This window comes from Alicyclobacillus tolerans (genome assembly GCF_048984885.1).
Classification (GTDB): domain Bacteria; phylum Bacillota; class Bacilli; order Alicyclobacillales; family Alicyclobacillaceae; genus Alicyclobacillus_I; species Alicyclobacillus_I tolerans.
In genome coordinates this window covers 1,602,807-1,617,911 of record NZ_JBMGNK010000002.1, presented here as the reverse complement: position 1 = coordinate 1,617,911, position 15,105 = coordinate 1,602,807, and the positions used below count along the sequence as shown (strand labels likewise).

11 protein-coding genes and 12 tRNA genes are annotated in these 15,105 nt (G+C 46.9%); all 23 read right to left on the bottom strand.

From position 1 onward, the window contains the following. Nucleotides 1-114: 114 nt before the first annotated feature. Nucleotides 115-208, bottom strand: a tRNA-Ser gene (locus ACOJUR_RS08000). 11 nt (nucleotides 209-219) lie between these two features. Further along, nucleotides 220-295: transfer RNA gene (locus tag ACOJUR_RS07995), tRNA-Val, on the bottom strand. A 16-nt stretch (nucleotides 296-311) separates the two neighbouring features. Then, nucleotides 312-387: transfer RNA gene (locus tag ACOJUR_RS07990), tRNA-Thr, on the bottom strand. A 7-nt stretch (nucleotides 388-394) separates the two neighbouring features. Further along, nucleotides 395-469, bottom strand: a tRNA-Asn gene (locus tag ACOJUR_RS07985). Between the two features lie 5 nt (nucleotides 470-474). Next, nucleotides 475-550, bottom strand: a tRNA-Ala gene (locus ACOJUR_RS07980). A gap of 52 nt (nucleotides 551-602) precedes the next feature. After that, nucleotides 603-679, bottom strand: a tRNA-Pro gene (locus ACOJUR_RS07975). A gap of 1 nt (nucleotide 680) precedes the next feature. Next, nucleotides 681-757: transfer RNA gene (locus ACOJUR_RS07970), tRNA-Arg, on the bottom strand. Between the two features lie 7 nt (nucleotides 758-764). Continuing rightward, nucleotides 765-839, bottom strand: a tRNA-Gln gene (locus ACOJUR_RS07965). A 5-nt stretch (nucleotides 840-844) separates the two neighbouring features. Then, a tRNA-His gene (locus ACOJUR_RS07960) sits at nucleotides 845-920 on the bottom strand. A 5-nt stretch (nucleotides 921-925) separates the two neighbouring features. Continuing rightward, nucleotides 926-1,001: transfer RNA gene (locus tag ACOJUR_RS07955), tRNA-Trp, on the bottom strand. Between the two features lie 68 nt (nucleotides 1,002-1,069). Next, nucleotides 1,070-1,153: transfer RNA gene (locus tag ACOJUR_RS07950), tRNA-Tyr, on the bottom strand. 5 nt (nucleotides 1,154-1,158) lie between these two features. Then, nucleotides 1,159-1,234: transfer RNA gene (locus ACOJUR_RS07945), tRNA-Thr, on the bottom strand. Nucleotides 1,235-1,377: 143 nt separating this feature from the next. After that, a complete protein-coding gene (gene hfq / locus ACOJUR_RS07940) occupies nucleotides 1,378-1,632 on the bottom strand; it encodes an RNA chaperone Hfq (protein ID WP_420949668.1) in 255 nt (84 codons plus the stop codon). Nucleotides 1,633-1,708: 76 nt separating this feature from the next. Further along, the gene (gene miaA / locus ACOJUR_RS07935) at nucleotides 1,709-2,671 is read right to left on the bottom strand and encodes a tRNA (adenosine(37)-N6)-dimethylallyltransferase MiaA (RefSeq protein WP_420949667.1); all 963 of its coding nucleotides are present in this window, start codon (nucleotides 2,669-2,671) and stop codon (nucleotides 1,709-1,711) included. 1 nt (nucleotide 2,672) lies between these two features. Next, a complete protein-coding gene (locus tag ACOJUR_RS07930; protein WP_420949666.1) occupies nucleotides 2,673-3,497 on the bottom strand; it encodes a class I SAM-dependent methyltransferase in 825 nt (274 codons plus the stop codon). Beyond that, nucleotides 3,490-5,388, bottom strand: a complete 1,899-nt coding sequence (gene mutL, locus ACOJUR_RS07925; RefSeq protein WP_420949665.1) for a DNA mismatch repair endonuclease MutL — start codon at nucleotides 5,386-5,388, stop codon at nucleotides 3,490-3,492. The genes ACOJUR_RS07930 and mutL overlap by 8 nt, the downstream gene beginning before the upstream one ends. Further along, the gene (gene mutS / locus ACOJUR_RS07920; protein WP_420949664.1) at nucleotides 5,367-7,985 is read right to left on the bottom strand and encodes a DNA mismatch repair protein MutS; all 2,619 of its coding nucleotides are present in this window, start codon (nucleotides 7,983-7,985) and stop codon (nucleotides 5,367-5,369) included. The genes mutL and mutS overlap by 22 nt, the downstream gene beginning before the upstream one ends. A gap of 183 nt (nucleotides 7,986-8,168) precedes the next feature. After that, on the bottom strand, nucleotides 8,169-8,621 hold the full coding sequence (locus tag ACOJUR_RS07915; protein WP_072875211.1) for a YlbF/YmcA family competence regulator: 453 nt from the start codon (nucleotides 8,619-8,621) through the stop codon (nucleotides 8,169-8,171). Then, nucleotides 8,618-10,126 carry a tRNA (N6-isopentenyl adenosine(37)-C2)-methylthiotransferase MiaB gene (gene miaB / locus ACOJUR_RS07910; protein WP_072875210.1) on the bottom strand — a complete coding sequence of 503 codons (1,509 nt, stop codon included), beginning with the start codon at nucleotides 10,124-10,126 and terminating at the stop codon, nucleotides 8,618-8,620. The genes ACOJUR_RS07915 and miaB overlap by 4 nt, the downstream gene beginning before the upstream one ends. A 99-nt stretch (nucleotides 10,127-10,225) precedes the next feature. Next, nucleotides 10,226-11,122, bottom strand: coding sequence for a PhzF family phenazine biosynthesis protein (locus ACOJUR_RS07905; RefSeq protein ID WP_420949663.1), 897 nt, complete (start codon nucleotides 11,120-11,122; stop codon nucleotides 10,226-10,228). A gap of 55 nt (nucleotides 11,123-11,177) precedes the next feature. After that, on the bottom strand, nucleotides 11,178-12,467 hold the full coding sequence (locus tag ACOJUR_RS07900; RefSeq protein WP_420949662.1) for a YheC/YheD family endospore coat-associated protein: 1,290 nt from the start codon (nucleotides 12,465-12,467) through the stop codon (nucleotides 11,178-11,180). Between the two features lie 19 nt (nucleotides 12,468-12,486). Next, nucleotides 12,487-13,959: a putative amidoligase domain-containing protein gene (locus ACOJUR_RS07895; RefSeq protein WP_129583673.1), complete on the bottom strand. Its 1,473-nt coding sequence runs from the start codon at nucleotides 13,957-13,959 to the stop codon at nucleotides 12,487-12,489. Then, nucleotides 13,959-15,104 (bottom strand): YheC/YheD family endospore coat-associated protein, encoded by a 1,146-nt coding sequence (locus ACOJUR_RS07890; RefSeq protein WP_203114286.1) that lies wholly within the window; start codon nucleotides 15,102-15,104, stop codon nucleotides 13,959-13,961. The genes ACOJUR_RS07895 and ACOJUR_RS07890 overlap by 1 nt, the downstream gene beginning before the upstream one ends. Nucleotide 15,105: the final 1 nt, after the last annotated feature.

Sequence of the window (15,105 nt, the reverse complement as noted above, 5' to 3'; positions counted from 1 at the left end):
GAAAGAGGAAGGTGGATGGAGAAAGTTTTGAGACAAAATAAAACAGACTAAGTGTCAGCTCTGTCATCCTCTGGATAAGAGTTAACTCTTAGTCTGTTTGCTCGAACTCGATTCTGGCGGAGTGAGACGGATTCGAACCGTCGATACGGCTTATAACCGTATACTCGCTTAGCAGGCGAGCGCCTTCGACCTACTCGGCCATCACTCCATAAAAAACTTTGGTGGGCGTTGACGGGTTCGAACCGCCGACCCTCTGCTTGTAAGGCAGATGCTCTCCCAGCTGAGCTAAACGCCCATACATGTTTAGTTTCTGGAGCTCCCAACCAGATTCGAACTGGTGACCTCATCCTTACCATGGATGCGCTCTGCCGACTGAGCTATGGGAGCGAATGAATGGCTCCCCGAGTAGGATTCGAACCTACGACCCTCCGGTTAACAGCCGGATGCTCTACCGCTGAGCTATCGAGGAAAATGTGGTGGAGGTAGACGGATTCGAACCGACGACCCCCTGCTTGCAAGGCAGGTGCTCTCCCAGCTGAGCTATACCCCCATGAATCACCATTCTACCACAAGGCAATTTTGATGTCAACCTGAGAATCAGGTGGTCGGAGCAGCGGGATTCGAACCCACGACCTCCTGCTCCCAAGGCAGGCGCGCTACCAAGCTGCGCTATGCTCCGATGGCGTGCCCGGAGAGATTCGAACTCCCGACCTCTTGATTCGTAGTCAAGCACTCTATCCAGCTGAGCTACGGGCACAACATCCTGGCTGGGGGAGAAGGGATCGAACCTTCGCATGACGGAGTCAAAGTCCGTTGCCTTACCGCTTGGCTATCCCCCATTATTTGGGGTGAGCGATGGGAATCGAACCCACGAATGCCGGAACCACAATCCGGTGCGTTAACCACTTCGCCACGCTCACCACTTTGGCAGGGGCGGCAGGATTCGAACCCACGACATGCGGTTTTGGAGACCGCCGTTCTACCAGCTGAACTACGCCCCTATTGACCGAGGTTTCGAGAGTTCGCCTCCTGCTTACTCGTCCATCCTCTGCCTGCTGATTGCCTTGCCTGGTGGAGGGGGAAGGATTCGAACCTTCGAAGCTTCCGCAACGGATTTACAGTCCGCCCCATTTGGCCACTTTGGTACCCCTCCGCTACTGGAGCCAGCGACAGGAATCGAACCTGCGACCTACTGATTACAAGTCAGTTGCTCTACCTACTGAGCTACGCTGGCGCCTCATCAGCGACAAGTCATAACTTATCACAGTTCCCAACCCTGTGTCAACTACATTTTCATGTTTTTTTGCATTCAATTGCGCATGAAAAATGTTCAAAAAATTGCTTATTATTTGACACAGGGTTGCCTACTCTAACGCGTTAATTTTCGTCGCTTGCAGAACTCTCTTCCGTGTTCATCAGATTCACGGCACGAAGCGGAATAAACGTGGAGACAGCATGTTTGTATATCATTTGCTGTTTCCCGTCAGCTTCCACAACAATGGTAAAATTATCGAACGCCTTAACATTTCCACGAATTTGAAACCCATTGACCAAATATACGATGACTGGTATTTTCTCTTTTCTAACTTGATTCAAAAAAGTATCCTGAATATTTACCGGCTGTTTGCTCACGCCGTTCACTCCCTGTTCATTTCGTTCAGGTGTAGCGGCGTCGCTTGACTGTATCCGACTACACGCATGCAAAAGTTTACTCGTCAGCATATTCTCTCTGAGGGAGAGTAATTCCTGCTAAAAACTGCTCAATCTTCTTCCGCGCTTGTACTACAACTTTATCTTGCGCATAATCATCCATTTCTATCCATATCGCTCGCGGATCTTGGCGCAAAAAACTGATCTGCCTTTTTGCCAAACGACGGGTGTTTCGCTTAATGAGTACAACAGCTTCTTCCAAAGAAATTTCAGCACGCAGTGTACGTACCAATTCTCGATAGCCAATCGCTTGCATTGACTGTGCGTCTTCCGACACACCTGCCGCCAGCAAACGCCTCACTTCATCGAGCCAGCCACTCGCCATCATCTCGTCCACACGCTTATCAATTCGAGCGTACAGCCAATCACGCGCGCCATTCAGTACGAGCAGCAATACATCTGATCGATCACGATGCGGCTGCCATTGATAAGACTGAGACATGGGCCGTCCTGTCAATTGATAGACCTCCAACGCACGCACAACTCTCCGCACATCATTGACATGCAGACGAGCTGCTGTGAGCGGATCGACCTTATACAATTCCTGATAAAGTGCCTCACGGCCATGATTGGCAGCGTAATCTTCCCAATTCTGACGCAAGGAAGGACTGGATGGCACGGTCTGAAAAGAGAGTCCATCCAGCAATCCTCGCAAATAGAGGGTTGTTCCCCCAACAACAAGTGGTAAACGTCTACGCTGCGCAATGTTGGCTATCGTTTTTTTCGCGTAGTTTACAAAATCTGCCACGCTAAACGATTCGTCCGGATCAACCAAGTCGATGCCGTAATGAACGACTCCCTGCATTTCTTCAGGAGTAACTTTACCCGTACCAATATCCATTTGTCGATAAATTTGCATCGAATCGGCTGACAAAATCTCCGCTTCCAACTGCTTGGCAAGTTCAATTGCCACAGAACTCTTTCCAACTGCTGTAGGACCTGCTAGACAGACAAAGGCCAATTTACGTCCCCCCTCTCTCCCAGATGCCGTAACGTACACGTCCACTTAACTTATCCGGTTGAATGGGCAATTGCCTCCAAATGGAATCATGAGCACGTGCCTTGATCACCACACGATGCCTGGTCACCCGGCAAGCTTCAGCAAAGAGTATCTCGTCAAGTGGCTCCTTATACGCAAAAGGTCGCAATGCAGCGATGCCAGGAGAGTTCATGATGGGTTCCTGGAACATAGGATCGATATAAATTACATCATATTGCTGATGACCACTCTGGCGCAAAAATTGCAGTGCGTCTTGATGCAGTAAATCAATCCTCGAAAGCCAAGTTGAAATTTGTTGCGGCAAATGCTCAAGACCCTCTGTCTGTGCGTGCTGAAGCATTCGATAAATGACAGGACTTTTCTCAAGAGCTGTGACTTTTCCCTGACGACCAACTGCATAGGATAAAACGACAGCATCGGATGCTAAGCCACAAGTTGCATCTAAAACCCAATCTGACGGGCGAATTTGTGCAGCTTGCAAAAGCCTGTCGGTACCTCCTTGAAGAAGTGTTTGCAATCTAAGGGTCGACATTCCGGGGTGATATTGCAGGCCATTTTCAGTTTGATCACGATGATAAAAAACGGGCCAATCCGCGGCTACAACAATCACTTCTGCCCCAGTATCCGAAAAGATTTTGGCTATGCTTCGTGAATCACGCGTTACCCATTTTGCGTCAAAAAACTTAGCCAATCGCTGCGCGTACTGAATAGCATGGCAGTTTTCCTCCTGCCGGACGGGTGTGACACACACCCATTTTTTATAACCATCAATCTTCAACTCAGACAATGCGGCGAAATCCTTTCTCCAAATCGTAACTATTTAACTCTAATAAAACAGGTCTGCCATGCGGACAATGAAAAGGATCGTCCAATTCTACCAATTCCTCACATAAAGCCAATATCTCTTCGTCAGATAACCGATGGTTGGCTTTAATTGCGGCTTTGCAAGCTTTTTGAACGATTTTCAAACGCAACTCTTCAACAAAGGCGCCTGATGGAGCCTGTTTGGCTATCTCTACCAAATCATCAAAAATCCGTTGCGTTAGCTGCAGAACATCAAGCCCCTCCCAGACGAGCGGTACCCCTCGAACACATACATCCAAACCACCAAATGGTTCGATATCGAGACCGAGTGAGGCGAACACTTCTTGATGCTGCATCCAAATACCGTGAGCCGAAGCTGACAGTGTAAAAGTAAGAGGAGTCAGCAAGGGCATTGTGTCTGCAGACAATTGCATTTGTTTCAAAAATTTTTCGTAAAGTATGCGTTCGTGAGCCGCATGCTGATCGATGATGTACAAACTTTCTCCATCTTCGGCAATTACATACATCCCTAAAGCTTGACCAATAGGACGCAATTGCCAATTTTTAACTCTCTCTCGCAAAGAAGAATCCTGTACTTCTTCGTCTTTGACTTCACTTGGCAACACAGATTCTGATGCCAGTACTGCTTCTGGTTGGACTGAAAATTCGTACGCTTGCGAAAGCGGATGAGAGAGTGTATTTTTTTTAGAGTTTGTCGACATGTCCATAGATTCTGCACGGAGACCCACAGACTGCTCACTGACCGATAATTTGGCTTCAGAGAACGTGGTTTGGTTTTTTTCGTTCTGCCCAAAAAAGGGTACCTGATAGGATGAAATTTTTTCTTGAACACGACTAGTTACAGGCCACTTGGGTACCAAATGCTTGTCCGAAAGCGCGTTCTCCACCATACGTGTAATCAGTTGACTGACGTCTCGTTCTTCGCTTAAGCGCACTTCACTTTTGTGGGGATGGATATTCACATCAGCCAAGATAGGATCCATGTCGACAAAAAGAGCGTAAATAGGATGTTTTCCCACCATCAAACGTGTTCCGTAGCCTGCTGCGACAGCTTGATGTAAAGACAAATTACGGATTGGGCGATGATTAAGAAAAAGATACGCGTGATTGCGATTACTTCTTGCTTGCTGAGGCAAACCGAGCCAGGCGGTAACTTGACAAGTAACTGAACTTTGACTGGCTTCTAACAATTGTGTAGCTTCCACAGGCCCTAAAAGTGCAGCGAGTACCGACCGTTGACCACCGCGACCGCTACTTTGAAAGACAACTCGTCCCTCGTGACTTAACAAAAAGGCAACATCTGGTCGAGAAAGTGCGGCTCTTTGCACAACATCAACAATGCGTGAAAATTCAGTTTGAACACTGCGCAGATATTTGAGTCGGACAGGCGTGTTGTAAAACAAATCTTCCACGACAATACGAGTGCCTGGCGGCGCTCCTACTGGTTTGGGTCCATCGGTAATGGAAGTCCCTTCAATACGCAGAAAAATGCCATGTGTTTGATCGGATTGACGCGTCGTCAAACTGACTTTAGACACTGCAGCAATAGCAGCTAACGCTTCCCCACGAAATCCGAGCGTTTGAATACGTGTCAAATCCCGAGCATGAATAATTTTACTGGTAGCATGTCGCGAAAACGCCAGCACTGCATCCTGTTCGTCCATGCCCACGCCATCGTCTTCGACGCTCAAGCGTCGTATACCGCCTTCTTCGACCTCAATTTTGATACGTTTAGCTTTGGCATCAAGGGAGTTCTCAATTAATTCTTTTACACAAGAAGCTGGCCGTTCTACCACCTCTCCCGCAGCAATTTGATTGGCCAGAGCGTCGCTCATGACTTGGATGACACCCATGACATCACCTCCTTTGCACGAGCAGACCACTCTTCCAATTTCTGCAATGCCTGCAACGGCGTAATCTGCAAAACATCCAATTCAGCCAAAGCACGCAAAATTTCAGCAGCATAGTACGAATTTTGCGGCTCACTATGCATTTCAGCTTCAGTTTTCACACCGAAAGGAACATTTTCTTCAGAAGCTGCCAAGTGAAGTGTCGCCTCGCTAGCAAAACTAGAGAGATAAGACTGCGCTTTGGAGAGCACCCAATCTGGTATACCCGCTAATCGAGCCACGTGGATGCCATAACTGCGATCGGCAGCAGTCATAACCAATGTGTGCAAAAACTCGATATGATGCCCCGATTCCGCTACCGCCACAGAAGCATTCTGCACGCCAGGTAGTTGATGTGCATGTTGCGTCAACTCATGATAATGCGTTGCAAACAAAGTTAGCGGTTTATTCGTTGCCTGCAGAAAATCCATAACAGAAGCCGCCAAAGCCAAGCCATCCTGGGTCGATGTACCTCGTCCGATCTCGTCTAAAATAACCAGACTGCGCCCTGTGGCATGACGAAGAATATGTGCCAACTCCATCATTTCAACCATGAAAGTGCTCTGTCCGCTGTGGATATCATCAGCAGCACCAATCCGTGTGAAAATTTCGTCAAACTGACTGAGTCGCATCGATTGCGCTGGAACATACGAGCCCATATGAGCAAGCAATACCAGTAAAGCCACCTGACGCATATACGTACTTTTACCGCCCATATTTGGACCTGTAATTAGCATAAAATTATGATCTGAACTTAATCTTGTATCATTGGGTATAAAGCGTAAATCCGGAATCGCTTCAATGACTGGATGCCTGCCAGCGACAATTTCTAAACAGGCTTCCTGTGACCATTCTGGGCACGTATAGCCGTATAAAGCTGCAACTTCAGCCAAAGATGTATAGACGTCGAGTTCAGCCAACACTTGAGAAACCAATTGTAACTCGTGTCTCTTTTCAACCAATTGCCTGCAAAGATCGGCAAACAACTCCGCTTCTCGATGAGCAGCCTCCTCAGCCGCTTGAAGGATGGCACTTTCGCGTTCTTTAAGTTCTGCCACTGTGTATCGCTCGGCAGCGGCAAGTGTTTGCCGACGTTCATATTCTGGAGGTATTTGATTCACCTGTGTCTTCGAAACCTCGATAAAATATCCAAATACTCGATTATAGCCTACCTTCAACGTCCGAATACCTGTTCTTTCCCGCTCTCTCTGCTCAAATTGAGCCAACCATTGCTTGCCGTTACGTGATAGATCGCGATACTCGTCCAGCTTGGCATCTACTCCTTCACGAAAAATTGGACCAGCATCCAATTGAACGGGAGGAGTTTCAACCATTTGATGAACAATCAACGAAGAGAGATGAGTCACATCAGGTAACTGATGGAGCAGTTGCTGTAATCTCTGCACGGGAAGATTGGCAATTTCTCGTATGGCAGGAACCTTCTGCAAAGCTAGGCCAAGCTTAAGCACATCGCGCGGAGTCGCTTTTTGAAACATAATCCTGCCAAGCAATCGCTCCATATCAGAGACATTTGACAAAGTTTGCTGCAGGGCACTGCGAGCAATCACATCTGACAAGAAGATAGAAATCGCTTCCTGACGTTCTAGGATCGGTTCACGTCTGGCCAGCGGACGTTCCATCCAGCGACGCAAAAGACGCGCACCCATCGCTGTTTGCGTACGGTTCAAATGATGATAGAGCGAACCTTTCTTTTCTTTCGTGCGTTCTGTCTGAAACAACTCCAAATGTGTGACAGCTGCAGGATTCATTTTTAAAATTTCTTCCTGTCCAAGCAGAATAGGTTGCTTTATATGCAAGGTAGTTTGCCGCTGAGTTTCTTGTACGTATTGCAGCAAAAGCGAGAGTGCTGCCCATCCAACCGTCAGAGACTCAAGTTGAGCAGGAAACGTTTCAAAAGCAGACATCTGACTCAGTGAATGACGCCAATCTTGAACCGATTGTTTGCGAAGAGAAAGAAACGTCACTGGCAGGGGGCCAAGTTTTTCTAATTTCTCTTCCCAAAAAGGAGAACTTGTGGAGGATTCAGCCAATAAAAGTTCGACAGGCCGATGCAAACGCAGCCAGTTGAACACCTCATCCTCGTCACCCGTCTCTCCCATCCATAAATCGCCGGCAAGCATGTCCATCAACGCAACCGCATAGAGAGATGCTTCTTGTTCTATCGCGTCAGTGGCATGGATACAAACGGCAAGCAAGCGCTGTTCGCCATCATCATCTAGTATGGCAGTGCCTGGTGTAATCACGCGCACAATTTCACGTTTGACAATACCCTTTACAGATTTAGGATCTTCCATTTGCTCGCAAATGGCTACTTTATACCCTTCCTGTACCAATTTGGCTAAATACTGATCGACCGCATGATAGGGAACACCACACATCGGGATACGTTCTTGCTCTCCGCCATCTCTCCCAGTTAAAGTAATATCTAAAACTCGACTGGCTGTCTTGGCATCTTCAAAAAACAATTCATAAAAATCGCCTAAGCGAAACATCAACAGCGCATCTGAAACCTGTTGCTTAATTTCCAAATACTGCTTCATCATTGGTGTCAATTTTAGATTCACCTACCCCTGTATGGGATCTTCATATAGAGATGGTAGCTTTCAACACAAACAAATCGAATATGTTCTTACGACAAAAAACCGTCTGCCCAAGGAAGACGGTTACTGGCATCATTGGAGGCTCAACTTCACAATCCGAGAAATGACATGGCAATTCGGCGTTCATCCGTGATGTCCGCCACATGAACATCCCTGTCCATCCGGACCTTGTCCGCATCCTTGGCGAGGACCTGGTTCAACTGGCAAAACTGCTCCAAGACGCTGCAAAAGACGAGTCATCACTTCCTGAAGAAGATTGTTTAGTTCATCATGGGCTTCACGATATTGATAAGCAACAGGTATTCCCGCCAGTTCTGCTTCAATTTCTTGCATTCTTGTGCGCGCGATTGAAGTGCGTTCATGTACCTCGCCATAGTGGCTTTCGAGCACCAATAATTGGTTGGTCTGTTTCTTCAATTCCTCAAATAATTCTTGCGCGCGCTCATGACGTGACATTTTTTCTCGTGCTTCCCAAAAACGTTCTGCTACATCCGACGTAAAAATGAGCCGCACAATAGCATCCGCTTTCGATTGCCAGAGTGGAGTGGGTGGAGATTCAAGAAGATTAACATTCATGCGCTTTCCTCTCCCCTATGGCTGACAATTTCTCCTTTTAGCAACCAGGTTTGTGGCTCAGTAACACGCACCTTGACATGTTGCCCGACTAATGCAGACGTGCCAGCAAACAGAACGAGCTGGTTTTTGCGCGTTCTCCCTGCTAATACATCTGGATTGGTCTTGCTTGGTCCTTCGACCAACACATCCAGTTCTTGTCCTACATATTGCTCTTGTTTTTCACGACTAATGCTGTATTGCATATCGTTCAATCGCTTCAAGCGCGCTTTTTTCTCCGCCAGTGTTACCGTATCTTCAAAGGTGGCTGCCGGAGTATTTTCACGTGCTGAATAAATAAACGTAAAAGCGTTATCAAATCGCACTTCCTCAACCAGCTTCAATGTATCTTGAAATTCTTCTTCCGTCTCACCCGGAAATCCCACAATGATATCTGTGGTCAAAGACACACCAGGAATCTTATCGCGAATGCGCTGTACCAAGTGCAAGTAAGCTTCTCTCGTATGCGAACGGTTCATGCGTTTAAGAATTCGATTGTTACCAGACTGTACAGGCAAATGAATATGCTCAACCACATGCTCAGATTCTGCAATGGCATCGATTAATTCTTGAGTAAAATTCCACGGATTCGATGTTGTAAAGCGAATGCGGTCAATCCCCTCCAAGCTATTGACTTGTCGCAATAGCTGGGCAAACGTCATATTCCCCAAATCAACACCATAGTCGTTTACGTTTTGACCCAGTAATGTAATATCTCTGTACCCATCGGCAATTAAATTGCGAATCTCATCCAGAATATCCTCTGGCAAACGGCTCCGTTCAGCTCCTCGAGTATATGGAACAATACAATACGTACAAAACTTATTACATCCATATTGAATATTCACCCAAGCACGAGTTCCCTGCGCGCGCACTTTAGGTAAGTTTTCCATAGTTTGCGGAGCATAGTCCCAAACTTCCAATACAGTTTCCTGCGATTGTCTAGCCTCAGTTAACAATTGTGGTAAACGATGAAGATTGTGCGTTCCAAAAACGAGATCGACCCAAGGAAATTTGTCTTGAACGAGTTTTTGAACTCCCTTTTCTTGTGCCATGCAGCCGCACAAACCCAAAACCAACTCAGGATTGCGCTGTTTAAGTGGGCGCAAACGGCCAATCTCGCCAAAAACTTTGTCTTCTGCATTCTCACGTACAGCGCATGTGTTGAATAAGATAAAGTCTGCCGATTCAACATCTGAAGCTGGTTCATAACCCATGGTCTGAAGCATTCCAGCCATGACTTCTGTATCATGTTCATTCATCTGACAACCGTACGTACGAATCAAGTATCGATAGGGTTGTCCAGAAACCTTTTGACCCACTTGATATTGCTCGGTTAATTTTGCTATATCAAAAGGTGCGCGTTCTGCAGCAGGACTGCGATGCGTCCCAAAAACGAGACCGCGCCCCTCTTCCATGGCGTGTTTCTTTAATCGCCCTTCGCGCAACTGGTGAATTAGATTTTCCAATTCAATCCCCCCTTGCCTCTTTTATTGCCAAACTCTTGTCTTTTGGATTGCGCTATACGGCGTAATCATACCACAACTCACTGAGAGCACATACGGGATTCAAACCAATGAGAGATTTCCCTGTATAGTAATATTTGCATAGCCTGACACGCAAATTTGCAAAACGCTTCCTTCATAAAAAGATTGAGTGGCAATTTGACTAGGACGACCGATTTCATATCCTTGTTCCAACCAATACGTTTTGCCTATATCTGCTCGTCCCTCACTGACCAGCAATCCAAGTAGAGCCCCAGATGCAGTGCCAGTAGCGGGATCTTCAGGAACCCCTACAGCAGGTGAGAAGTCTCGACAGTGAAAATGGTGCTTGTCCTCAATGGTCTTGCTGCAATAAACGTGCAGCGAAGCCACTCTTAACGCACGGCATATTTGAGCAATTTGATGCAGATTGGGCTGCATATGTGCCATATCACCCAAATGGCTCACTGGTACAAATAAATCCCATAGTCCAGTGGAACACATAGCAAGCGGCCATTCCGTAGAAAGCTTGTCCACTGACAGACCCAAAGCCTGAGCTAGTTCATCGCGCAAACTGTCATCCACAGCTTTTATCTGCGGTGACAACTGTGCCATTTCCGCACGATATCGACCGTCTTCATTGTATAAAGAGACTGACAACACACCTACTTGCGTCTCAATTTTACATCTTCCTTCGCGCAGGATATCCTCAGACAATCTCCCTTGCTCTGCAAGAGCCACCATGCTGCCAATCGTTGCATGACCACACAAATCGACTTCCTGCGTAGGCGTAAAATATCGCAGACGCAAATCTGCTTGTGAATTTGACGCAGTCGTGATAAAAACCGTCTCGGAGGCGTTGATTTCTCGAGCAATCTTTTGCATATCTTCTTCTGTCAGACCATTAGCCAAAGGAACTACACCAGCCGGATTACCGGAAAAAGGCTGGCGAGTGAACGCATCCACAAGCCAAATTTCCAAATGATATCCCCCGCTCGTTAAACGTTGTATATGCCCATGTATGTCTGTCAGACATTCATTTTCTATCAGACATTTCATCCACCTTAGACAGTTCTCGTAAATATTCTAACACGCCTTCCAAAGAACGAGTGCGAATATCCGGTTCGTCAAACTTCATCGGTTTAGCATTCGCTTCAAATATCCAGCTCGATCCCGATGATGTCACTCCGACATCCATGGACATTTCCCCACAAGCGTGATCGAAAAAACTATCTATCGCTTTAGCGGTACGTTCAACACTTTTATCCATTCGTTCTTCAATCTCTTTCCAATGAGAACCAAAATGGGCACGCAAGACATCACGAGCTGAAGCGATGGAACCGCCATTCGGCACATGAGTCGTAATAGCTCCCTGGCCGCTGACTCGTACACCTTTTCCAACAACATGCCATAAACCCGATCTTTTTTGCAACAGAATCCGAAAATCACATGGGCGGCCCTGCCAATCAATCCGTGGAACAGACTCCTGGATGATATAAGAAACAGGTAACCTCATTCTCTGCACAAGCCGCCAAGCGTCTTCAAGATGCCGTGCTGTCGCAGATTCGCTTCGATTATTCTTAAGGACCGTCACAAGCCAACCTGTGTTTTGTCGATCGACACGTATAATTCCATGACCAACACTGCCGCCTGATGGCTTTACATATAAAGAGCCATATTCCTGCAACATGCTGGTAAAGTCACTTTTCGTCAAATGCAATGCCGTATGTGGCAATAGATGAGCTAGACCTGCCTTTTGAAGAATGGCATGAATCTCTCTCTTATTAAAGTAGCGGGGATTGAACATCGGTATCGCACGTTGTTCAATCGCCCTGCGAGCTGCAAGCGCAGATAGCTCCTGTTCATGACGACGAGTTGGAATACGATTGTATATGGCCAGTGGAGCTGGCATGGGCAGTCTAACCCATTTCATATACCCGAGTCGAACATAACCATGCCAAGAGCCCCCTTCCTGTAGGGGTACATCGCCAACAGGAAGCACGTACATCAATTCTTTGCGCGCTCTTGCAGCTCGGATCAAATCACGAAAATCTGTGCGAATGCCTGCAAAACCATCTGCTCCATTCCCTGCAAGAATGGCATATATTGGACTGGTTCGCCATTCAGAACGATTTTCCGCAAGCAAAACAGGAGCTCGGTAGACCACATTTGTAAGTGATTGGACAGGGCGCAAAGGGATACGTCTGTCTCCCACTTTGACTATTTTCCCATGATACATTTTGGGCAATCGAGGAATTTGAATCTCCATTTCAACCGTACTACCCAATCGATGCCACACATATTCACCAGAAAGCACTCTTGCCATCCTAACCCCTCCCTTCTATTTAAGATGATTGGACACGTTTACGCCTCCTACGTTTAACCGCAGGAACAGAACTTGTGTTGGCAAAACGTTTAGGAATTTCCCACACATCTCTAACATCTACCGTTTCATCCCAGATTTCCTGTTGTTCAATCATGTGAAATAAAGGTTCAATTTGTTCTTCATAGCGTCGATAGGCTGGTAAACGCCGAATAGCGACCATACATTGCTCTAAATATGGATGAAGTTCATTGATTTCATGGCTATAGAAATGCGACTGTACTTGCGGATCGTACAACCAAATTTCCGGAAGTTCGATGTAATGAACGGCAATTAAGTGAGCCAGCGCAAAAGCAGCCAAAGTCACTTTTGGATCGACAATAAAAGAAGCGGGCGTACGATATTCAAAACCGCCATAAGATTTATGGCGCACATCGCCAAGAAATCCATAACGGGGTCGACGGCCTAAAGCGCGTGTAGGATTTTCCACCGCCATCAACGGCAATCCTAAATAAGCATCGAGAGCGCGAACTAACCTTGAGGAAAAGGGGAAACCTGAAAAATGGATATGACCTCCCGTCGAATATCCTGCAAAAGGCATACTACCTGCTCTCCATGCGACATCCTGACGATTGATGCGACGCGCCGCTTCTAACATGGTGGTCCGTAAATTGACATACAGTCCCATAGGACTTTGATCGGGATCAGGCCTTAATTCCAAAAGCGGTAAGCGGCGGCCGTCTTGTTGTACACTCCGATCATCACAGCCAACCCGCCCCTTTCGCGTAAAATAGCGACTGGCAAGCACCATTTTGCCTTCAGCGTTTTCTAACATTAACTCGACATCGGTGCCTAATTTCAACTGATTGTAATTGAATCGACTGAGTGTTATCTGTTGTTCCATGTATGTTTGGATAGCCTCTGAGTAAATCTCGAGAAGACGACCTTCCAGTTGGGGATTGCTCGTCACATCAATAACGTGCAGAACACCCTTGGGACCCAAACCCAGTGATACATAGGCCGCATCAAGCCCCAGAGCATGGACGGCGCGAACAGCCAACCATCCTGCACGCGTAATGAGGCGATCACTATCCAGTGCAACTTCTTCTTCGTGTTGCGGCATACCTTGAATCCTGCCGTTTGTCCATGGTTCTTTACCATCCGTACGAAAACAAGCAAGAGGCTGATGATTAAAAACTGGAATGCGAAATTGGCGTACAAAGCGGTTAGCAGAAGGCTGGTTTTGCGATGGTAAAACAAAACGCACACCAACCTGACGCAAAAATTTAGCCATCTGTGATTTGCTGCGAGATAGCTGCAACGCACTTTGCCGATTGAGAATCAGCCCTTCAGTCGGATCGGCCAATTTACTCTGTCCAAAGCGCAACACTATATCATCGGCACGAAGAACCGTCTCTTTGCCATAAAGCTGCGCGCGTGTTCGTTCGAGCAATCGGCGAATGCCCTGCGTTGGTTTAGCAAAGATATAGAGCATCAAGACTCCCCCGCTTTCGAGCCCAGGTGTGTTTGCGCCAGATAAACAGCAAATTCAATGGGACGGCGAAACGATAAATCCACTAAATCTTGTCTCCCTGCTTGCGTAGTGGGTGTTTTGTGCGGTTTGGAATTGACTTCTATAACATAAACCTGGCCACTTGGAGTCACCCCTACATCTACACCCAATTCCCCCAGAGTATGTTCGCACTCTTCCTGCAGCTGCTGAACCACTTTGCGCGCCAAATCGTTGATACGCTGACGGACCTGGTTATACTGCCGATGTTCCTTCCATATCTGCGAAAGAACTTGCGACAAAGGGAGAGCCAAGCCACCACTGCTTAGGTTGGAAGTAAAATCACCGATACGAGCAACACGGGCAAACGCTTTGGTTCGCTTCCATTGCCCACTGCCATCCCTCTGCATCAGGATGCGAATATCGAATGGCCTACCTTCATATGTAGCCAAACGAATGGACTCTTGGCAGATATAAGGCCGTTGCCGCAAACGCTTGCCAAATTGTTCGAGCCATTTGTCAAAAGAAGCCATTTGTCCCTGAACCACTTTTTTTCTTCCTGATTTCCATTGGTATTGCACTGTACCATCTGCTGTTTGTAAGAGCCGTATAATACCAATCCCCAGACTGCCGTGAATGGGTTTGATATAGACAGACCCGTGGCGTTCCATAAATTGCTTTGTCCGATCCCGTTGACGATGAAGAATTGTTGCAGGAAGCGCTGAACGTATTGCTTGATTCTCAGAAAGCCATTCATAAACTTGCCATTTATCAAAAAATCCATCGTTAAAAATTCGTAACCCATACATCTCAGACAGACGTTTGCGGCGATCGCGCAACCGCTGACTCCGCTCCAATTTTCGAGATGCTAATTGATCGTAAATCACATGAGGCATAGGAATTTGTTCTTCCGTAAAACGAATTCCATCCCAACTGTAGGCACGAAGCATGTTCTTTTCAAACTGCAAATCATTCAATCCAAAAATATACGCCTTAACACCAAGCGACGAAGCCGTCTCCAGAATCTTTTTCCAATTGGCCATTTCGGAGTTATCTCGCAATGTTTTCTGTTGCGATTGCCACAAGGGATTACAGAGAATCCCTATAGACACAGATGACTGTTGATTCATT

Bases quoted from the DNA above. Each gene is read 5' to 3' on its own strand.
- mutL (WP_420949665.1), bottom strand. From the start codon at position 5,388: ATGGGTGTCATCCAAGTCATGAGCGACGCTCTGGCCAATCAAATTGCT.
- mutS (WP_420949664.1), bottom strand. From the start codon at position 7,985: ATGAAGCAGTATTTGGAAATTAAGCAACAGGTTTCAGATGCGCTGTTG.
- ACOJUR_RS07915 (WP_072875211.1), bottom strand. From the start codon at position 8,621: ATGAATGTTAATCTTCTTGAATCTCCACCCACTCCACTCTGGCAATCG.
- ACOJUR_RS07900 (WP_420949662.1), bottom strand. From the start codon at position 12,467: ATGGCAAGAGTGCTTTCTGGTGAATATGTGTGGCATCGATTGGGTAGT.
- ACOJUR_RS07895 (WP_129583673.1), bottom strand. From the start codon at position 13,959: ATGCTCTATATCTTTGCTAAACCAACGCAGGGCATTCGCCGATTGCTC.
- ACOJUR_RS07890 (WP_203114286.1), bottom strand. From the start codon at position 15,104: ATGAATCAACAGTCATCTGTGTCTATAGGGATTCTCTGTAATCCCTTG.